Source organism: Cellulosimicrobium sp. NPDC030954 (assembly GCF_055571305.1).
This window is the reverse complement of the sequence record NZ_JBVIFN010000002.1, coordinates 105,404-124,481: the sequence shown is the minus strand read 5'-3', so window position 1 is coordinate 124,481 and position 19,078 is coordinate 105,404. Positions and strand designations below refer to the sequence as shown.

The 19,078-nt window shown below is 70.5% G+C and carries 17 protein-coding genes; 6 read left to right on the top strand and 11 right to left on the bottom strand.

Translation table 11 applies throughout. The features are described 5' to 3' along the window. Positions 1 to 21 precede the first annotated feature (21 nt). Entirely contained in the window at positions 22 to 2,658 is a 2,637-nt protein-coding gene (locus ACZ402_RS05565) for a DEAD/DEAH box helicase (RefSeq protein ID WP_375824586.1), read from the top strand. A 380-nt stretch (positions 2,659 to 3,038) separates the two neighbouring features. On the opposite strand, the gene mobF is transcribed toward ACZ402_RS05565, so the two are convergent. From mobF to ACZ402_RS05550, 3 genes are all read right to left on the bottom strand, one after another. Then, positions 3,039 to 6,350: a MobF family relaxase gene (gene mobF, locus ACZ402_RS05560; protein WP_375824587.1), complete on the bottom strand. Its 3,312-nt coding sequence runs from the start codon at positions 6,348 to 6,350 to the stop codon at positions 3,039 to 3,041. Positions 6,351 to 6,448: 98 nt separating this feature from the next. Then, entirely contained in the window at positions 6,449 to 6,910 is a 462-nt protein-coding gene (locus ACZ402_RS05555) for a hypothetical protein (protein WP_375824588.1), read from the bottom strand. Positions 6,911 to 7,046: 136 nt separating this feature from the next. Further along, a complete protein-coding gene (locus tag ACZ402_RS05550) occupies positions 7,047 to 7,262 on the bottom strand; it encodes a hypothetical protein (RefSeq protein ID WP_375824589.1) in 216 nt (71 codons plus the stop codon). 464 nt (positions 7,263 to 7,726) lie between these two features. Between ACZ402_RS05550 and ACZ402_RS05545 the strand changes: the two genes are divergently transcribed. The 3 genes from ACZ402_RS05545 (at position 7,727) to ACZ402_RS05535 (ending at position 10,613) form a co-directional block, all read left to right on the top strand. Further along, on the top strand, positions 7,727 to 8,671 hold the full coding sequence (locus tag ACZ402_RS05545; RefSeq protein ID WP_375824590.1) for an alpha/beta hydrolase family protein: 945 nt from the start codon (positions 7,727 to 7,729) through the stop codon (positions 8,669 to 8,671). Then, positions 8,668 to 9,111 (top strand): MarR family winged helix-turn-helix transcriptional regulator, encoded by a 444-nt coding sequence (locus tag ACZ402_RS05540; RefSeq protein ID WP_375824591.1) that lies wholly within the window; start codon positions 8,668 to 8,670, stop codon positions 9,109 to 9,111. Before ACZ402_RS05545 ends, ACZ402_RS05540 begins: the two co-directional genes overlap by 4 nt. A 98-nt stretch (positions 9,112 to 9,209) precedes the next feature. Next, positions 9,210 to 10,613, top strand: coding sequence for an ATP-binding protein (locus tag ACZ402_RS05535; RefSeq protein WP_375824592.1), 1,404 nt, complete (start codon positions 9,210 to 9,212; stop codon positions 10,611 to 10,613). An 8-nt stretch (positions 10,614 to 10,621) separates the two neighbouring features. Here the strand turns inward: ACZ402_RS05535 and ACZ402_RS05530 are convergent, their stop codons facing one another. Together ACZ402_RS05530 and ACZ402_RS05525 are read right to left on the bottom strand one after the other, a co-directional pair. After that, complete coding sequence (locus ACZ402_RS05530; RefSeq protein WP_375824593.1) at positions 10,622 to 11,878, bottom strand: hypothetical protein; 1,257 nt, start codon at positions 11,876 to 11,878, stop codon at positions 10,622 to 10,624. 111 nt (positions 11,879 to 11,989) lie between these two features. Beyond that, positions 11,990 to 12,199, bottom strand: a complete 210-nt coding sequence (locus tag ACZ402_RS05525) for a hypothetical protein (protein ID WP_375824594.1) — start codon at positions 12,197 to 12,199, stop codon at positions 11,990 to 11,992. Between the two features lie 106 nt (positions 12,200 to 12,305). On the opposite strand from ACZ402_RS05525, the gene ACZ402_RS05520 reads away from it, so the two are divergent. Next, the gene (locus ACZ402_RS05520; protein WP_375824595.1) at positions 12,306 to 12,641 is read left to right on the top strand and encodes a VOC family protein; all 336 of its coding nucleotides are present in this window, start codon (positions 12,306 to 12,308) and stop codon (positions 12,639 to 12,641) included. 44 nt (positions 12,642 to 12,685) lie between these two features. Here ACZ402_RS05520 and ACZ402_RS05515 read toward each other — a convergent pair whose 3' ends face one another. Next, the gene (locus ACZ402_RS05515; protein WP_375824596.1) at positions 12,686 to 13,183 is read right to left on the bottom strand and encodes a hypothetical protein; all 498 of its coding nucleotides are present in this window, start codon (positions 13,181 to 13,183) and stop codon (positions 12,686 to 12,688) included. A gap of 96 nt (positions 13,184 to 13,279) precedes the next feature. On the opposite strand from ACZ402_RS05515, the gene ACZ402_RS05510 reads away from it, so the two are divergent. After that, the gene (locus tag ACZ402_RS05510) at positions 13,280 to 13,612 is read left to right on the top strand and encodes a DUF3024 domain-containing protein (protein ID WP_375824597.1); all 333 of its coding nucleotides are present in this window, start codon (positions 13,280 to 13,282) and stop codon (positions 13,610 to 13,612) included. Positions 13,613 to 13,720: 108 nt separating this feature from the next. Here the strand turns inward: ACZ402_RS05510 and ACZ402_RS05505 are convergent, their stop codons facing one another. The 5 genes from ACZ402_RS05505 to lpdA all read right to left on the bottom strand — a co-directional run bounded on the left by ACZ402_RS05505 (position 13,721) and on the right by lpdA (position 18,969). Then, positions 13,721 to 14,659, bottom strand: a complete 939-nt coding sequence (locus ACZ402_RS05505; protein WP_375824598.1) for a nucleotidyl transferase AbiEii/AbiGii toxin family protein — start codon at positions 14,657 to 14,659, stop codon at positions 13,721 to 13,723. Next, the gene (locus ACZ402_RS05500; RefSeq protein WP_375824599.1) at positions 14,656 to 15,210 is read right to left on the bottom strand and encodes a type IV toxin-antitoxin system AbiEi family antitoxin domain-containing protein; all 555 of its coding nucleotides are present in this window, start codon (positions 15,208 to 15,210) and stop codon (positions 14,656 to 14,658) included. Before ACZ402_RS05500 ends, ACZ402_RS05505 begins: the two co-directional genes overlap by 4 nt. Positions 15,211 to 15,827: 617 nt before the next feature. Further along, positions 15,828 to 16,055 carry a helix-turn-helix domain-containing protein gene (locus ACZ402_RS05495; RefSeq protein WP_375824601.1) on the bottom strand — a complete coding sequence of 76 codons (228 nt, stop codon included), beginning with the start codon at positions 16,053 to 16,055 and terminating at the stop codon, positions 15,828 to 15,830. 52 nt (positions 16,056 to 16,107) lie between these two features. Further along, positions 16,108 to 17,343, bottom strand: a complete 1,236-nt coding sequence (locus ACZ402_RS05490; RefSeq protein WP_375824602.1) for a tyrosine-type recombinase/integrase — start codon at positions 17,341 to 17,343, stop codon at positions 16,108 to 16,110. Between the two features lie 219 nt (positions 17,344 to 17,562). After that, the gene (gene lpdA, locus ACZ402_RS05485) at positions 17,563 to 18,969 is read right to left on the bottom strand and encodes a dihydrolipoyl dehydrogenase (RefSeq protein WP_375824603.1); all 1,407 of its coding nucleotides are present in this window, start codon (positions 18,967 to 18,969) and stop codon (positions 17,563 to 17,565) included. Positions 18,970 to 19,078: the final 109 nt, after the last annotated feature.

Sequence of the window (19,078 nt, the reverse complement as noted above, 5' to 3'; positions counted from 1 at the left end):
ACCCACCACCACGAGGGCAGGATGAGCAAGGACGACCGTCAGAGGCTCACCGCGACGATCGAGCGCACCTACGGCTGGCACATCGCGACCACCCAGATGCAGGCCGAGCGCGCGGAGGTCGAGAAAGCCGGTGGTGTCGCGCTGCGCACGCTGACGCGGACGATCTCCGTCAAGCGCAACGGCCGCGTCACGTGGAATGTCGTCCCGCTCGGGCGGGGCGCCGCCCACGCGATCCGCGATCTCGCCGCGGCAACACAACTTCCACGGATCCGGGGCCTCGACGAGCGCGACCTCGCACCGCTCGCCGACCAGGTCCCGAAGGCGATCACCGATGCTCGCTCCCTCCTCGGCATGCGGCGGTTCTTCACGTCCCGGGAGGGCAAGAATGCGGGCTCTCTTGCGGCGGAGTACCTCACCCAGTTTGAGGCCTGGGCGACGAACCGGGGCCTCGATGGACTCATCTACAGTCTTCGCCCCACCGAGAACGGCGTCGCTGCCCTCGGCACTGCCGATTCCCTGTCCGATGTCGTCGGGCTACGACCCCACCTGAAGACCCTCGGACGCCTGGACCTCATCCGCGCGACGCCGATCGGACCGCTTCGCGATGCCATCGCTGCCATCGACAATGCGCTCAAGGGCGAGGAGACCTACCGCAAGGCGGCGGCGCAGGCCGGCGACACGCTCCGCCGTGCAGAAACCGACGCCATGCTCGCCACCATGCACGTCGACCGGCTGCGCGAGGCTACCGCAGAGCGGCTCGTCACCAAGCCGCTCATAGACTCGGGCCTCACCACGGTCAAGGAGGTCAAACTGGCCGCGCGGAGGCTGGAGACTCTGCCCGGGATCGGCGAGGCGTCCGCGCGACGCATCCGAGGCGCCGCAGTCACCATCGAACAGACCACGTTCGATGAGATGCCCGTCCGCATCGACATCAAGAAGCGAACCCGTGAGGCGACGGCATTCCTCAAAGCCCTCGGCGCGTGGGACGCCGCGCGGACGCTCCGCAACGCCACCTCGGATCTGGAACGCGCCGGCGAGCTCCGCGACCTCGTCGCTGCCGTCGACGGCGGCACGACACATCTGATCGTCGCTTCTGGGACCGCGCTCGACACTGCCGAGCTCCTCGTCGGCGTCAATGCTGTAGTCGCCCGCGGGACGGCACTCGCGGCCGGGAGGCCCGGCGGCGGCGCCGTCCCCGAGGACCCTTGGGACGACTTCCTCGCCCGACCCGCCGACTACTACGGCATGCTCCAAGAGCTCGGGTTCCTGACCGAGGACGAAGGCAAGGCCCACGGCGACCTGCCCGAAGAGATCGTCGAGGCCGTCCGCGCGCTCGCGCTCAACGCCGAGCACCTCACAGTCGGCACCCTGCGCGGATATCAGAGCTTCGGTGCGCGCTTCGCGCTCGTCCAGCGCAAGGTGATCATCGGCGACGAGATGGGCTTGGGAAAGACGGTCGAGGCGATCGCCGTGCTCGCGCACCTGCGCGGCGCACACGGGTACAACCACTTCGTCGTCGTGTGTCCCGCAGCCGTCGTCACCAACTGGATCCGCGAGATCCACTCGAAGTCGAAGCTGCGCGCCCACCGGATCCACGGCAAGAGCCGCGAGCAGTCGGCGCGCTCCTGGATCCGGTTCGGCGGCGTCGCCGTCACCACCTTCGAAACCCTCAACTGGTTCCAGCAGCACCATCCCGCCGTAGGCCACGTCGGCGCCGTCATCGTCGACGAAGCGCACTACATCAAGAACCCCAACGCCCAGCGATCCCGGAATACGGCAGCACTCCTAAATCGCAGCGACCGTGCCGTGCTGCTGACCGGCACACCTCTCGAGAACCGACTCGACGAGTTCGCCGCTCTCGTGAAGTACGTCCAGCCCTCGCTCGTCGTCTCGACCAACGGCCTGTCCCCGCGGACCTTCCGCAAGCAGGTCGCACCGGCATACTTGCGACGGAACCAAGAGGACGTGCTCCAGGAACTCCCCGAACTCGTCGAGGTAGACGAAGTCATGCCGATGTCCTCGGCCGACTCCGCCGCCTACCGCGCCGCCGTCCAGGCGGGCAACTTTATGGCCATGCGGCAAGCCGCCATGATCCACGGCCAGCAGTCCATGAAGGTCGAACGGCTCCGCTCCATCGTCGACGAGGCCGAGGCGAACGGACGACGCGTCATCGTCTTCTCCCACTTCCGAGAAGTGCTCGACCAAGTTGCCCGCGCCCTTCCCGGTCGCGTCTTCGGACCACTGACCGGCTCCGTCGCCGCCGTCGCACGCCAGCGCATGGTCGACGACTTTTCGAAGGCAAGCTACGGTGCGGTGCTCGTCTCCCAGATCGTCGCGGGCGGCGTCGGACTCAACATCCAGGCGGCGTCCGTCATCGTCATCTGCGAACCCCAACTCAAGCCGACGACCGAATGGCAGGCCATCGCTCGCGCCCACCGCATGGGCCAACTCGACACCGTCCAGGTCCACCGCCTGCTCTCCGAGGAAGGCGTCGACCAGCGGGTTACCGAGATTCTCGCCAGCAAGAAGACCCTCTTCGACGACTTCGCCCGCGTCAGCGCGACCGCCCACAGCGCCGAAGAGGCGTTCGACATCACCGAGGCCGAACTTGCGCGAGAGGTCGTCGAGGCGGAGCGGGAGCGACTCTTTGCGTCCTAGACACGCGGAGCCCAAGTAACGACTCCAATCACCGGCGTTCCGTCGGCAGCGAGTCGTGCCTCGCGCGAGCGAGCCTCCGCTGGGCGTTTTCTGCCGTGTCACGCCCACGTTCAGGCCGCGTCCGGCGTGCCTGCGATGGCGCAGCCCGGCCGGTCGCAGGCACGTGGGTTCCTTGCGCCTGGGCGTCGCTCGCCCCGGTCGCGTCCATGTCGACGTCCGCCAAGGCGACCTTGAGGATCGCCAGGGTCGGCGCACACTGATACAGAACTTGCGCCGACTTTCGACCTCTCGGATCGTAGGTGCGGGGGCTGACCCGCCACTCACGTACCGCACCACGGCCGGCCCGGGCTCGCGGCACCAGCGCGTTTCTTCACCCTCGTTCACCGGCTAAGGCCGTCGTCATCCGCCGGTCGCGGCCGGTGTGGGCCGCTCCTGGCAGGACGGCGCCTCCGGACACCTTGTCGCCGGCTCTCCCGCAGGTGAGTCTCGATGAGCGCGCGACGCTCGTCCAGGGCGCGGACCGCCTCGTCCGGCAACGGTCCGCGGGCGGCGGCGATGCGCCCACCGACAAGGTCGGGCTGCACCCCACGCAGAGGTCGAGCTGTCACGCGGGCCAGGCGCGCGGTCAGGACCGCGGCAACGTCGTCGGCATCAAGAAGGCTGCGCCGAGCGACGAGGCGCGGCATCAGCGCGTCGACGTCGTACCCATACGCCTCCGCACGCCGCAGTCCCGCCGCGAGGACCCCGAAGGCCTCCGACTGGACCGCTCGATCGGCGTCGTCGCGCCCGAGGCCGCCGGCGCTGCAGAGAGCGCCGTGCACGAGTCGACTCCAGCGATCACGTTGCGCGTCGGTGGCGATGGCCTCGTACTCGGCGGCGAGCTGGGCGATGCCGGCCCACCGGTTCTGCTCGGCCTCGGTCGCCTGGTGCGCCGAGATCTCGGCGCCGGTGTGGTGCAGGACTCCGAAGAGGACAGTGCGCGCGGTGACGTCCGGGTCGGGCGGGGTCGTATGCAGCGGGTCGGGCCGGTCGAGCGCCACGTAGGCGGTGTTCGCCTGGCGACCTCGCGTCATCGAGACGTAGAGGTTCTCGCGGGTGCTCGACGGCGAGACGACGACGTGCGCGGTGTCGACCGTCAGCCCTTGGGCGCGGTGGGCGGTGACGGAGTAGCCGAGGTCGACGTGCTCGGCGACGTAGCCCGCAGGCAGCACGACGCTCCCCCGCAGTCGGCCCTCGGGGCGGACCTCCAGCACGCCGTCGAGGCGCACGTGGGTCACCGTCCAGCGGTCGCCGTTGCGCACCCAGCCCGTTGGACCGGTGCGAAGCCGGCGGTCGTTGCGACGCGTGACGATCACGTCGCCCGCAGACGCGCGCGCGTCGTCGTGCAGGACGACGTCGCGACCAGCCGAGGTCAGGCCGGAGCGAATGCGTTCGGCGCGGGCACGGTCGTTGAGCTGTCGGACGGCCTCGGCCGACTCGGTCACAAGGATGCTCGCCCTGCCGGCCTCGGCGTCGCGGCGCCAGGCGGTGTAGGCGGCGTCAACCATCTCGTCGGTGCCGCCCTCACGGAGACGCCCGCGTGACTCGTACTGGTCGATGACCGTCGGGTCGCCGCCCCGCAGGCGCAGCGAGGCGATCTTCTCCCAGTCATGCGAGAACCGGTGCACCTCGGTCAGCCGCGGCACGCCCTCGCCGCGCGCCGAAACCAGCATGGCGAACGCGCCGCCGGCGCCCACGGACTGCAGCTGGGCCGGGTCGCCGACGAGGACGACCTTGGCGCCAACCCGCGCGGCACGGGCCGTGATCGTGTCCAAGGCCCGGGTGGAGGCGAGCGTGGCCTCGTCGACGATCACCAGCTGCCCCGGCGCGAAGTCCGCGCGCCCGGAGCGGCGGTCGTGGATCCACTTGGCCGTGTTGTCGCAGCGGATGCCGAGATCGTCGGACAAGACCTGGGCCGCTGCGGCCGACGGCGCCATCCCGACCACACTCCCGTGACCGTGCGCCGCGATCCACCCCGCCCCCAGGGCGCACATCGCCGTCGTCTTGCCCGTGCCGGCCGGGCCGACGAGCACATCCAGCCGCCGACCGGACGTGAGGAGCTGCGCGACGGCGCGAGCCTGCTCGGGGTCGAGTGTCACGCCGTCGGGCGTGCGTCCAGCAACGACGCGCGACGCCGTCGTTCGGTCGACAACCGGCCCTCCAGCGTCGTCCGCGAGGAGCAGGAGCCGGTCCTCCATGGCCAACAGCTCGTGGCTGGTGAACTTCTCGCTGTGCTGCGGGCGCAGGGTGCTCGACCCGTCGGCTCGGCGCATCGCCGCGGGAGTGCTGGCCAGCTCTCCGGGCGTGAGCTGTACCGAGCGTCGCGTCGCGGCGTCCACCACGAGCGCCACGACCTGCTCACGGTCGGCGGCGGTCGCCATCCGCCATCCCATCGTCTGTCGCGACGCCTCCGCCCACAGGTTCCAGTGCGTCCAGGTGGCGCGCTTCTGCGAGACGGCGTCGACAACCTGGGCGGCGACGCCGTCGACCAGGTCCGGTGGAACGGCGCCCGCGCTGAGCACCCGTACGGACCCGCCGAGCGCCACGCGCCGCGCCCAGGCCGCCGCCTCGCTGCCGAGCACGGGCTGGGCTCGACGCCGCCAGTCCGCGGTCAGCTCCGCTAGGGAGTGGATGGTCTTCTCGGGGCGCGTCTCGAGCGTGGCCTGCGCGCGTAGCTTGACGACCTGCCTCGCGGACGGCCGGCGCCCGTGCGACACGACGAACTCCTCGATGAGACGGTCCTTGACGACCTCGATGTCCCGGCTGCGGGAGGAGAACTCCGCCAGCAGCTCGTCCGGGACGCCGCCGATCTCCCACTGTGGCGACCTGTCCGCGCCGCGCTCGCGTCGCTCCCAGCCGATGCCGAACGTGTTGGTGAGGCGGTCGGCCAGGACAGCGTTGTAGTGCTCGGACAGCGCGACGACGGCGTGGTGCAGGGCGCGCGAGTCCAGGGTGCGCCACTGGCCGTCGTGGGCGGCCTTGACCTTGTTCGAGATCACCAGGTGGGTGTGTAGCTGCGGATCGTTCGCCCGCGAGTCCCAATGGTCGTACGCCGTCGCCGCCACCCCGACCACCGGGACCTGCGCCACTCCCCCATGCCCCGTGCGCGTGGCGGCAACCTCCCGCTCGAGGAAGTCCAGCACCTGCCCGACGGCGTCGTGGTGCGCAGCGACGATCAGCTCCTGGGTCGTCGCATCCGCCAAACCCCACAGCACCGACACCGACTTCGGCACCGAGAACGTCAGGTCGAACCCCGCCGTCGCCGTCTGGCTCCCGCGCGCCGCCTCCTGCGCCCGGATCCGCGCCACCTCGGCATCGAACGCCGCAGCCGGCAGCGACCGATCCACGCCGTGGATCCGACCCGCCGCTCGCTCCTTCGCCGTCGGATACTCGCGGAACGGCCGGCCCAGCGGCTCGCCTGTCACCGGGTCCGCGCCGTGGCCCAGCAGCGCCTGCAGCTGCGACGGCGTCACCGTCATCCCCGGTTCCAGTGCGCCCTCACCGAGGTGCTCGACCCCGCGGCCCATCCACACCCCGGGCGGCGTGCCCGCCTCTGTGAAGTACCTCGTGAACGCCGACGCCTGCGCCGCGTTCCCGTCGCCGGTCACGACTGACCGCAGCAGGTACGCGTACCCCTGCCCTGCCGAGATCACTCGTAGCGAGACCGTCACACCTGGGAGGTGTGCGGCGGACTCCACAAACGATCAGCGCCGGAATCACAGCGCCGATCGGGAGCGGTCGGTCGCCGACGTCAGTTGGTGTACGCCTTCGCGCTGGCCCAATGTATGCGGGGCTTCCACGGCAACTCGAGAAGCGAAGCAAGCACGCCCTTCGCGCTGTCCGCCATGACCGTCCCATCAGGCAGCGCGACCCGGTACGAGCGCACCTTCCGCCCAGTTCCGACCTCGGCCTTTCCTGCCACCACCGCATCGACGATCGCTCGGACCACGTCCACGCTCGACAGCGTCCGCGGCAGCTGCCACCCCGGGCATCCCTCAAGCCCGACGATGATGCCGTCCGCGTCGTGCATCAGCCAGACTTCCAGCGCGCCGTCAGTCGCAGGTCGCACGGAGAAGCCCTCGACGACGTCACCGTCGACGGTGGGCCGAGACACCTCAGCGCTGGTGGCCAAGTCGCTGCGCAGCGTGGATGCCAAGCGGCGAAGCTCGGTCGTCACGCGATCGTTGGGCAGTTCGCCACCGGCGCTCGTCATGGACGGAATGATGCCGCAACCGCGCCACCTCGCGGGCCTTCAGCGGACTCTGTCAGCCTCGGGTGCCAGACGTGTGAACGCCCGCGTTGCGCGTCCGCAACAGGTCGTGGCCGAGGGCCACAGGTCGCCATTCGGATCACGCCATGAAGGCCGTCGGGTAGTAGACCGTCGGCCACTTGCCGCCGTCGGGGTACTGGAGGCTCCGGCGCCGCACGTACACGCCGACACTCCACTTCGTCCCGCTCTCGTCGCGCGGCTCTCCCACTGCGATGTAGCCGCGGTACGGGGGCGTCCAGAACTGGTGGCTACCCCACCCCGCGCCGTCGTCAAGCCCGTCGATCGCGTCGACCAACCAGGAACGTAGCCATGGCTCGTCGAAACCGAAGTCCCTTCATGGCGTCGCCGAAGGTACGCGGTCCATGGTCATAGCGCGGGGTCGTGTCGGCGACCGAGTAGAGCACAGCGTTCATGGCGACATCGTCGCTGGGCTCTTCGCCGTCGTCATCAATGCAAGCGGGCGAAGTTCGGTCCGCGGGCAGGCCGTCACCAGTCGAAGACGCGCGCCGCGATGCTTCCCACGCCACGGACGAGCCAGACGATGGCTCGTCCGGCGTTCACGACGACGCTGATGAGGTCGAAGAATTCCAGGACTCGGGCAAACCCTCGCCCGAGGGCTCGGAAAGGTCGCCACACCTGGTACCAGAAGCCTCGTCGCGGCCGGCTCGGCTGATTCACGACCGCAGAGTGCCACACACGACCCGTCCTCAGGGCCGCTCGACCACGGGCCCCGTCGCGCGGGCCGCTAAGGTATTTCGCATGCGAAGTGACGACACGACGACGGTCGAGTCCGAGGATCTGCGGATCCAGATCCCGGCGGGCGGCTGGGTCGTCGGCACGGTGCGCAAGCCGGCCGACGAGTCGCCGCGCGGCGTCGTGGTGATCCACCCCGCGACGGCGGTGCCCGAGCGCCTGTACACGGGGTTCGCGGAGTTCCTCGCCGCCAGCGGGTACGTGGCCGTCACGTACGACTACCGCGGCACGGGCCGGTCCGGCAGCCCGCGCGAGCATCGCGGCCTGCGCATGCGGGACTGGATGGCCGACGACGTCCCCGCGGTCGCCGCGTGGGCCCGCCCGCGGTTCGGCGACGTGCCGCAGCTCGCCGTCGGGCACAGCATCGGCGGGCACGCGCTCGCGCTCGGACGGGGCTCCCGAGGCCTGGCCGGGTTCGTCACGGTCGCGTCCCACGTCGCCGCGACGACCACGATCCCCGACCGCGCCGAGCGGGCGCGCGTCCGACTGATCCTGCGGGTGCTCGGCCCCGCGACGGCCCGGATGCTCGGCTACGTCCCCGGCCGCCGCACGGGCCTCGGGGAGGACATGCCCGCCGCCGCGATGCTCGAGTGGAGCCGCTGGTCGACCCTGCCGCACTACTTCTTCGACGACCCGACCATGACCGCCACCGCGGACGCCGCGCGCGTTACCGGCGACGTCCTCGCCGTCGGGTTCACCGACGACCCGTGGGCCACGCCCGCGCAGATCGACGCGATCGCCGACCGCCTGACGGCCGCCCGCGTCGAGCGGCGCACGTGGAGCCCTGCCGACGGCGGCGTCGATCAGATCGGGCACCTGGGCTTCTTCCGCCGCGGCCTGCGCGACACGCTCTGGCCCGAGCTCCTCGCCTGGCTCGACGCCCGCGCCGGGGCCGCCCCGGCACAGGAGGACGGCAACGTCCGCTTCCCTGCCAGGAAGCCGCGACGATGACGCGCCGCCCGCCGCGGCTGGTGTTCCTCACCACCGCCGCGGAGCGTCAGATGCGGCGCTGGATCGCGCGACGCGGCAGCGCGCACGGCACCGGGAACGGCGGCCAGGGATTCGGCGCCCCCGCCGCCGGCGTCCTGCTGCACCTCGCCGACCACCCCGGCGCGACGATCGGCGAGGTCACGACCGCCCTGCAGGCCTCCCCCGCCGGCACCAGCGGCCTGCTTGCCCGCATGGAGCGCGCCGACCTCGTGCGACGTCGTACCGACCCCGACGACCGACGCACCGTCCGCCTGGACCTCACGCCCACCGGCACCGCGGCCCTCGCCGACGTCCGCACCGCGCTCGCCGAGCTCAACGACCGCCTCACCGACGGCTTCACCCCCGACGAGCTGGCCACCGTGAGTCGCTGGCTCGAGCACGTGACACGCACGCTCGCGTAACGGTCGCACCCTCCCGGCCCGGACGGGCGCCGTCACGTCGTGTACGTAACATCAGATGTAGGTAACATTTGATGCGACCTACATCGGAGGAAACCATGGTGACCGGCTTCGTCGGTCGGAAGCGCGAGCTCGCCGACCTCGACTACGTCCTGGAGCAGGTGCGCAATCCGACCTCCGACAGGCCGGGAAGGGCGATCGCCCTGCGTGGTCGTCGCAGGGTCGGCAAGTCCCGCCTCGTCACCGAGTTCGTCGCGCGCGCAGGATTGCCGTCGCTGTACTTCCTGGCGGACGGCTCGCGCCCCGAGCTCGAACAGCGCCGACTTCTCGAGACCGTCGCCGCCTCCGGCCTGCCCGGTGCAGACGCCGCCGGATACGCCGTCTCCGGTTCCTGGCAGGACGCCCTGACCGTCCTGGCACTCGCGCTGCCGACGGACCGCGTGTCGATCATCGTGCTGGACGAGGTCTCCTACCTGACCGGCGACCCAGGATTCGAGGGCGCGCTCCAGGGTGTGTGGGACACCCGGCTCTCGGCGCTGCCCGTGCTCCTCGTCCTCGTCGGGTCGAATCAGTCAGAGATGGAACGGCTCACCAGCCACGGGCGCCCGTTCTACGGCCGCAGCGTCGACAGGGAGATCCACCCGCTCACCCCGCAGGACGTGGCGACCATGACGGGCCTGGACGCAGCGCCAGCGATCGACGCCTACCTGGTGACAGGCGGCCTGCCCCCGCTCGTCACGGCGTGGAGACGTGGGCAGTCGGTCGCCGACTACCTCGCCGACGGCCTGTCCACCTCGATCAGCACGCTCGTCGTCTCGGGCGAACGGGTCCTTTCCTCCGAGTTCCCCTCCGAGACCCAGGCGAAGGACGTACTGCGTGCGATCGGCACGGACGCCCGCACGTTCACGGCGATCGGCCAGGCCGCCCAGGTCGACCAACGCGCTTCGCTCGCGCGTTCGCTCGACCAGCTGGTCGAGCGTCGCGTCGTCGCCGTCGACGAGCCCCTCTCGACCAAGCCTGCCCACCACAAGCAGTACCGGATCGACGACCCGTACATGCGCTTCTGGCTCGCGTTCCTGCACGACGCCGCGGACCTCATCGATGCAGGCCGTGGGGACATCGTGACGCGGCGCATCGAGCGCGGGTGGTCGACGTGGCGCGGGCGCGCCGTCGAGCCCGTCATCAGGCGACTCCTGTGGGAGCGCGCGCTCGACGACGACGTCGTGCCCGCGTCCGCCGTCGTCGGCGGCTGGTGGAACCGCAAGGGCGATGTCGAGGTCGACCTCGTCGGCGCCGACCGGCGTCCTGCGAAGACCGTCACCTTCGTCGGCTCGATCAAGTGGCGCGAGAGCGCACCCTTCGACATCCATGACGCCACCGGGCTGGTCAACCAGCGCAGCGTTGTCCCCGGGGCCGACCGGGACACCCCGCTGATCGCCGTGTCCCGCTCCGGAGGCAGCTTCGAGGGGATCACGACCCTCACCCCGGCCGACCTGCTCGGCTGAGCTCGCCGCTACGGCAGGTGGGCCCTGTCGAAGGCGTCGAGCAGGCTGGGACGCCGACGGTATCTCTCGCGAAGGTCGGCGATCGCCGCGTCGACGAGGCTGACGGCTCCTGGCCCGGCCTTGACCGCGATGCGGCGCAGCCGGGCGAGCTCGCGGGCCGCGGGCCGATAGGCGCGGGTGTTCGCCTCGACCAGGTTCGCGGCGACGGACCGCAGGTGGACCTCGATCGCGGCGGCCGGGTCGATCGTCTCGTACGCGGCGGCGAGACGGTCCCATGCGTGCCGGTCGTCCAGCCCGAGCCGGTGCGCGGCGTCCCACGCGCCTTCGACGTCGCCGACGGTGTCGACGAGGTAGTAGACCAGCGCCGACGGTGCGGTCTCCAACGCCGCGACGATCTCCTCGCGCGCCGCCGCGCCGACGGCCTTGTCGACCCGGGCGGCGGTGTCGGATCCCGGCCACCGGCGGAACAGCGTCCACGCGGCGTCCGAGAGGTCGTCCGGGGCGTGCTCGCCGACCAGACCCCACCAGTAGTCGGCGCCCCGTCGCGCCTGGTGGCCACGGTCGAACTCCATGGCCTTGCGCGCCCACTCGATCGCCAGGTCGTACCGCTCGATCTCGGCGAGCGCCCTCGCCGTATCGGTGAACCACGCCGCGACCTTCGCCTCGCGGAGGTGCGTGCGGATGATCGCGTCGACGTCGCCGTCGAGCACCGCCAGACGCTGATCGAACCACCGGAGCAGGAACGCCTCGTGGCTGTACCCGTGGTCGCCTGCTTGGGCGGCCACCTGGTGACGAAGATCCTCGACGTGCTCGCGCAACCGGGTCAGGCCCGCCTCCCCGAGGGCCGGGGCGTAGGCGACGGGGTCGAGCTCGAAGTAGTCGACGTCCTCGTCGAAGTGGAACTTCCACATCCACTCCGCGAGCTTGAGCGGCGGTATGTGCGCTGCGGCGGCAGCGACGGGGTGGATGGCGATGAGGCCACGGATCGCGTCACCGATGACGCCCGAGGAGTCGTCGGCGCGGGCGATGATGCGGATCCCGCTGGCCAGCGCCTTGTGGACGACCCGGTAGGTCTCCTCCGGTGTCGGGGCGAGAATCTCCAAGCTGGCAGGCAAAGTCGCCGGGTCGTTCACGGCGAGCTCGAGGATCGCGACGCCGTCGCGCATCTGTGCCCCGTGGCGCATGGCGTTCGAGTATCGCCACAGCTCACGGCTGGTGGTCCGGATGAGCGGCAGGACGGCGTCGGCGAGGGTGATCAGTGGCATCGCGAAGAGCCTACGGGTGCACCGACGGCTTCACGGTGGAGGAGCCGGCCAGCGTGAGCCGCCGGCTCGAGCACGTGACCCGCACGCTCTCGTAGCCGTACCGGGACGGCGTCAGGGCGCCGTCTCGCGGACGACGCGGGCGTGGCCGACGTCCATCGACTCGCCGACCGCCATGCGGTCCAGGCACCAGCGCAAGTGCCAGCGCGGCTCCCGTTCAGCGTTCGCGAAGCCGGCGCCGAGCAGGAATTCTGCGGCCGGTCCGGCACCGGCGAACCCGACGTCGCCATCGGGCGTCTCGACGACGAACTCGCTCGTGTCCACGGAGCCATTCTCCCCGCACCACCGGGCGCGCGGTCGCACGGGGCCTCCCGAGGCGCCGACGACTGGGTATCCGTGCTTCCCTGGACCCGTGCGCGTGGAGCGAGTGGTGCCGATCCTGACGGTCCCGGACGTGCGGCAGGCGGTGCGCGAGCACCAGGAGGTGCTGGGGCTCGAGGTCGTCATGGACCACGGGTGGATCGTCACCCTGGCCGACGGCGGCGGCCACCAGCTGAGCCTGATGTCACGCGACGCCTCGGCGACGGTGAACCCCGACGTCTCGGTCGTCGTCGACGACGTGGACGCGGCGCTCGAGCGCGCCCGTGCGACGGGCGTCGAGATCGTGCATCCCCTGACCCGCGAACCGTGGGGCGTGACGCGGTTCTTCTACCGCGGGCGCGACGGCCGGGTCATCAACGTCGGGACCCACACGGAGACGGCCTGACCGGTTCGGCGGTGCGTCAGCTGCACCGCTGGCGCGGCCCACGGTCACATCGTCCAGTCGACGTGCGCCTCCATCGGGCCGCCGCACTCGGCCGTCCCGCCCACGCGCTCCCACCCGACGTCGACCTCCGTCCGCTCAAGCACGTCCCCGTCGTCGTCCAGCGCACGGAGCATCACCGAGCGCGGCGAGGAGAACAGCGTGAAGGTCCACGTGTCTCCGTCGTGCGTCGTCGGGATCGCAGGCACCTCCGCGTCCGGCGGGTATGGCGGCTGCCACTGGTCGTCGTCGCGCACCTGGAGGACGGCCACCTCGGACGTGTCTCCCTCGAGCGTCACCGTGAGGAGGCTTGAGTAGCCGATCGCCGGGCACGCCTGCTGCAGTCCGGGCGCCTCCGGCCGCACGACGGCGGCGACGACGGCGGCGACGATGGCGGCGACGATGGTGAGCGCGACGATGGCCAGCGCCGTAACCGTCGCCCAGAGCGGCATGCGCGCGAGACGCCGACGTTCCGGTGTCGGCGGCCCGTCACTGGCGGATGGCACGATCGCTCCTCCCGACATGGTCCGTCGTCGACATCATGTCGTGAGGCGGGCGGTTCTTGCGCGTGCCCGCGGGCGTCGTCGTCCAGAATGACCACCATGACGATGCCCGAGGCCGACCTGCTGCGCATCGGACGATGGTGCCGGGCGCAGGTTCCCGAACATCTGTGGGACCAGGTGCGCGTCGAGGCCGAGATCGCCGACCGGCATGTGACGATCATCGAGACCCGCCCACCGTGGGACGGCCAGGGCGACTGGACACGCTTCCCCGTCGCCCGGCTGCGCTACACCACCACGACTGGCCAGTGGAGCATCTACTGGCGCGACCGGAACCTGAAGTTCCACGAGTACAAGCGCAAGCGACCGACGAAGAACGTGCAGGGCCTGCTCGACCACATCGGCAGCCACGAGGACCCGATCTTCTGGGGATGAGGCTCCGAGGCCGACCTGCGGGAATCTCAGGTTCGGCTCGAGAGGCAACGGCTGAAGACCGACGCGTGGATACAACCCCCGCGCGCTCGACCGGACACTGCCAGGTTTCTATCCACGTGGGTCGTTGCTGAGCGTGCCGCCCATGGACGGTTCGCGCGCCCATACGCGCGCGGACGACTGCCATGTGAGACCACCGGCCGAGCCGTCCAAGACAGGTGCGGCGAACGTCATGACCTCGTCGAGCAAGTCGTGAAAGCGCTCCGGCGTGCTGCTTGCCAGACGCTGCTTCCGTCGCCAGGCGCTCCACCGGGGCTGTGCGACCTCGCCCATGCCGGCGAGCGACTCGTCGAGGCCCCGGATTCCCACGTTCCGGTGATTCGCCACGACACGGATCGAGGCGGCAAGCTCAGCTCCGTCGATGGTCTGGGTGCGAGTGATCGAGGTAATGTCGACGAAGTCCCGCCATCGCGTGTTGGCCGCCCCTCGATCGATCGCGGTGACGATCTTCTCCGCGAGGACCATGTGCGCCGGGTAGCCGTTCAGCTCGACCTCACCACCGAGGAGCAGAGGCAATGTCGTCGCCTGCGGTGCCGGCCAGATCGGATCACCGAAGTTGACGTCGACGTGGATCGGGACGCGCGCCTTCGACACCACTGCGAGCAGGTGGACGCGGACGCCGGTGTAGTCCGCCTCGTCGCGGATGGTCTCGCTGCGTACCGCGCCGAGGTCGAACTCCAGACCGTCGACGACGTCGACCGCCAGGATCGTCCGGACCCGGCGCTCGACGTCGTCGACGTCGTTCGGGAATCCCGACGCGGCCAGATCGATGTCCCGGGTAGGGCGACGCGCGGCGAAGGCCGCGAGCAGCACGCCACCCTTGAGCACAAAGTCATCGCGGAGGTCGGAAGCGGCAAGGCGTGTCAGAAAGCCCTCGAGCGCATACAGCGCCAGATACTCCGCCGGATCGCGGCCCTGAGCCTTGGCGAGGTTGCGCAGGTCGTTGTACGCCCGGCCCACCGGGGTGTCGCGTGTCGGGTTCGGACTCACAGCAGCACCTGGAGCGCATCGCGGATCACGGTGACGGTTCGCGGGAAGTGCCCTGCGGTGCGGAGCAGCTCAGCAGGTGAGCTCCCCGAGCGTCGTACCCAGCGACGCAGCGCCTCGTTGGCCTGGTCGATTCCTTCGAGATGCGCGATCCGGTACGCGTCCACGATGGTCCGCTCGGCCGAGTACACCCGCAGTTCCGGGTGCTCGGACATGACGGTTCGGCCCACGTCGAACGTCGCCTGCCCGAAGGCATGCCACACCACGTGCTCGAAGCCCGCAGGAAACCTGGTGCCGCGCGGCAGCGCGATGTCGGTCGCGAGCGGGATCTCGTCGCTCAGCCCGTGGTAGACCAGCGCGCTCGTCAGACACATCGTCGCGGCCTGCTTGACCGCCGTCGCACCCGCCAAGGACGCCACGGCGGGATCGAGCTCACCGGGCCGGATGTAGACCCCGCGCCCGATCCGCTCCAGCTCCCCGGACCGGGCCATGCGGTAGACCTCGTCCTTGCGCAGCCCCGCCGCGCGTGCCGACTTGAGCGTCAGGACCGACACCCGGACCACCTCCTTACTGTCTACAGCAAGGGTAGACCTGTATACGGTGAGGAACGAGCGGTCTGATCAGGCCACTGCGATCAGGGCCCGTCGAGAACAGCGTCAGGCCCCGTTCGGAGAGCCCCTCAGGCTTTTCCCCCGTACGCACCCTGACCTGCGATGACACCAGCACGGAGGGTGCGTACGGGGTGCGTACGGGGTACCCACCCCGTACGTTTCCGGTAACGCACCCGGGCCACCATCGACGGCATGGACTCCTCCCGCAGCCGCGAGCTCTACGCGTGGGTGTCGGTGCGGACGTCGGACCGCCCGACGTCGGACGGCATGCACCTCTCATCGGGAGGGTGGTCGTGCCACCGGTCGCGCGGAGCCGCTTGCGGCGGTCCCTCCGGTGGTGATGAGTCATCACGACCGGAGTGCCGGCGCGTCGCGGGGAAGCCCACGGTGGTGAGGACTCCTCACCACCGGACCGTCGACGGCACGGGATCTTCGTGGGGAAGTCAACGGTGGTGGTGACTCCCCACCACCGTGGAGGTGGCCGGCTCCGGCGCTCCGCGGCGGAGCCCACGGCCTGCGGACTCCGCAGCACCGTGGGCTTCGTCTGCCACCGGCTCGGGTCAAGCCCCGAACCTTCTGGGCACGGTCGGGATGGCGACGGCCAACCGCTCGCGCAGCTCGTCGAGGTCGACGCGGATGAGCCGGCCCACGCGATACCCGGTGACCGTGCCGTCGGCGATGCGCCGGCGGACGGTCTTCACCGAGACGCTGAGCTCGTCGGCGGCCGCCGCGAGATCGACGAGCCGCCCGCGCCCTCCTGGTCGTTCCTGGACCGTGACGGTTCCCATGACCCTGCTCCTTCCCGGCGGCACCCTCGTGCCGCCCTCACGACACAGGTGTTCACGCGTCCCCACGGCCGGACTCGAGCTCCGACAGCACGGTGGCGCTCATCCGCGCGGCGAGGTCGATGTCCCGCGCCATGGTGGCCTTCTGGTAGCGGAGCACGACGTTGACGTCCGAGTGTCCGCCGCGCCGCATGAGCTCGGCGAGCGTCGCGCCCTCCTGCGCGAACCGCGTCAGCCCGGTGTGCCGCAGGTCGTGGAACCTGTACCCCGCGGGCAGCTCCTCCACCCCGGTCCGCGCCTCGGCCCAGGCGTTGTTCCACGTCGTCGACGACAGGTGCCGGCCACCCCCGTCCGTGAGCGGGACGACGGGCGCGGTCGGCTTCTCCCCGACGTACGCGTCCAGGTGCTCGCGCAACCGCTCCACCATCAGCGGCGGCACCGCCATCGACCGGACGCCCTTCTCGGACTTGGGGTCGGCCAGCGCACCGGTCGTGCCGCTCTTCTGCCGTCGCACGTACAGCGTGGCGGCAGTCCGCCCGGGGTTCCAGACGACGTCGCGCCGCTGCAGTCCGAGCACCTCGCCGCGGCGCAGCTGACACCACGCGGCGAGCAGGACGGCGATGCGCCAGCGCGGCTGCACGGCCGCGTAGAGCGCGTCGACCTGCTGGGGCGTGGCGACGTCGTCCTCGGGCGCGTGCGCGTCGTCGTGCCGCACGGAGCGGCGCGACGGCGTGGGCACGTCGGGCATCGTCTCGAGGAGTCCGTCGCGCATGGCGGCGCGCAGGATCATCTTGAGCATGTCGACGACGTCGCCGGCGACACCGTTGTGCGTCGCGCCCGGCTTGAGCACCGATGGCCGTGCGACGATCTGCGCCGTCAGCTCCCGGACGACGGCGGTGTCGATGTCGCGCACCCGCACGTCGCCGAGCGGTTCCAGCAGGTAGTTGTGCACCCGCCCGCGGTAGGTGATCAGGGTGCCGGGCCGCCGGGGCCGCCCGCCCTTGCCCGGCTCGTGCTGGACCCGCTCCAGCCAGGCCAGCGCATACTCACAGAACGTGACGTCTCGAAGCGCGGCGGCCGCGGCCTCGGCCTCCCGCCGTCGGACCCCGTCCTCGGGCGACTCCCACTCGCCGCGCGCGATCGCCGCGTGCGTCTGGTTGAGGAACCCCCGCGCGTCGGTCTTCGTGAGGAAGGTCAGCGGCTGCCCGGCCTCCGTGCGCGCGGAGTACACGTTCCCGTCGGGGCCCCTGTACCGCGCCTGCCACCGCTTCGACGGCAGCTGACGGAGCATGCCCCATGCCTCGCGACGCTGTCGCGCCGCACCCTTCGTGGCCATCTCGATCCTCCTGGTTCGCGCCACCCCCGTGCCACATCTCGTGGCACGAAAGGGGTCCCTCTGTCTCTAGGTGTCCAGGCCTCACCACGACAGAAAAGAGGCCCGGACCTGCGGAAACTCGCAGATCCGGGCCTCTGACCAGGCGATCGATCGGTGACCGATTCGTCCCGATTTCTAGAAGTTGATCATGTGCCCCGCGAGGCCGTGGATCGACTCCTGGACAGCCTCGGACAGCGTCGGGTGGGTGTGCACGTTGCGCGCGACCTCGTTGACCGTGAGGTCCCACTTCTGCGCGAGCGTGAGCTCGGGCAGCATCTCGGAGACGTCGGGGCCGATGAGGTGACCGCCGAGGAGCTCGCCGTAGGTCTCGTCGGAGATGAGCTTGACGAAGCCGACCGGGTCGCCGAGGCCGTGCGCCTTGCCGTTCGCCATGAACGGGAAGGTCGCGACCTTGACCTGGTAGCCCTCGTCGCGGGCCTGCTGCTCGGTGAGGCCGAAGCTCGCGACCTGCGGCTGGCAGAACGTCGCGCGCGGCATCATGCGGTAGTCGCCGAGCGTGAGGGTCTCGGCGCCGCCGATGGTCTCGGCCGCGACGACGCCCTGGGCCTCCGCGACGTGCGCGAGCATGAGCTTCGCGGTGACGTCGCCGATGGCGTAGACGTGCTCGACGTTGGTGCGCATGACGTCGTCGATCGCGATGGCGCCGCGCTCGGTGAGCTGGACGCCGGTGTTCTCGAGGCCGAAGCCCTCGACGTTGGGCGCGAAGCCGACGGCCATGAAGACCTTGTCGACGACGAGCTCGCCCGGCTTGTCGTCCTTGACGCCCTTGTAGCTGACGGTGACGCCGTCGGCGCCGTTGTCCTTGACGGTCTGGACGGCGGTCGACGTGAGCAGGTTGACGCCGAGCTTCTTGTACTGCTTGGCGATCTCCTTCGACACGTCGGCGTCCTCGTTGGGCAGCGCGCGGTCGAGGAACTCGATGATCGTGACGTCCACGCCGTAGTTCTTGAGGACGTAGGCGAACTCCATGCCGATCGCGCCGGCGCCGACGATGGCGATGGAGCGGGGCAGGTCGCGCGTGAGGATCTGCTTCTCGTACGTGACGACGTTCTCGGACAGCTCGACGCCCGGGAGCAGCCGCACCTTCGAGCCGGTCGCGATGATGACGTTGTCGAACGTCACCTGGTCGGTGGAGCCGTCGGCGAGCTTTACGTCGAGCGTGTGCGCGTCGCGGAAGGTACCGCGGCCGTCGTACTCGGTGATCTTGTTCTTCTTCATGAGGAAGTGCACGCCCTTGACGCGCCCCTCCGCGACGGTGCGCGAGCGGTCGAACGCCGCGCCGAAGTCGAAGCTGACCTGACCGGAGATGCCGAAGGTCTTCGCGTCGTGCTGGAAGATGTGCGCGAGCTCGGCGTTGCGCAGGAGCGCCTTGGACGGGATGCAGCCCACGTTGAGGCACACCCCACCCCAGTACTTCTCCTCCACGACCGCGACCGACAGGCCCAGCTGGGCTGCACGGATCGCGGCCACGTAACCACCGGGACCTGCACCGAGGACGACGACGTCGTAGTGGGATGCCATGGCGTCCAGCCTACTGGCGCGGGATCGGGCCCGGGGTACGTGCGCGGGCGACGTCCGCCACACCTGCGGGCCCGGGAGGGTTGACCGGGCGCCGTCGGGCGGGTCACGA

Excerpts from the sequence above, each read along its gene's own strand:
- lpdA (WP_375824603.1), bottom strand. The coding sequence starts at position 18,969 with ATGGCATCCCACTACGACGTCGTCGTCCTCGGTGCAGGTCCCGGTGGT.
- ACZ402_RS05555 (WP_375824588.1), bottom strand. The coding sequence starts at position 6,910 with ATGACGAGCGCCGGTGGCGAACTGCCCAACGATCGCGTGACGACCGAG.
- ACZ402_RS05495 (WP_375824601.1), bottom strand. The coding sequence starts at position 16,055 with ATGGGAACCGTCACGGTCCAGGAACGACCAGGAGGGCGCGGGCGGCTC.
- ACZ402_RS05540 (WP_375824591.1), top strand. The coding sequence starts at position 8,668 with ATGACGCGCCGCCCGCCGCGGCTGGTGTTCCTCACCACCGCCGCGGAG.
- ACZ402_RS05490 (WP_375824602.1), bottom strand. The coding sequence starts at position 17,343 with ATGCTCCGTCAGCTGCCGTCGAAGCGGTGGCAGGCGCGGTACAGGGGC.
- ACZ402_RS05565 (WP_375824586.1), top strand. The coding sequence starts at position 22 with ATGAGCAAGGACGACCGTCAGAGGCTCACCGCGACGATCGAGCGCACC.
- ACZ402_RS05510 (WP_375824597.1), top strand. The coding sequence starts at position 13,280 with ATGACGATGCCCGAGGCCGACCTGCTGCGCATCGGACGATGGTGCCGG.
- ACZ402_RS05530 (WP_375824593.1), bottom strand. The coding sequence starts at position 11,878 with ATGCCACTGATCACCCTCGCCGACGCCGTCCTGCCGCTCATCCGGACC.
- ACZ402_RS05545 (WP_375824590.1), top strand. The coding sequence starts at position 7,727 with ATGCGAAGTGACGACACGACGACGGTCGAGTCCGAGGATCTGCGGATC.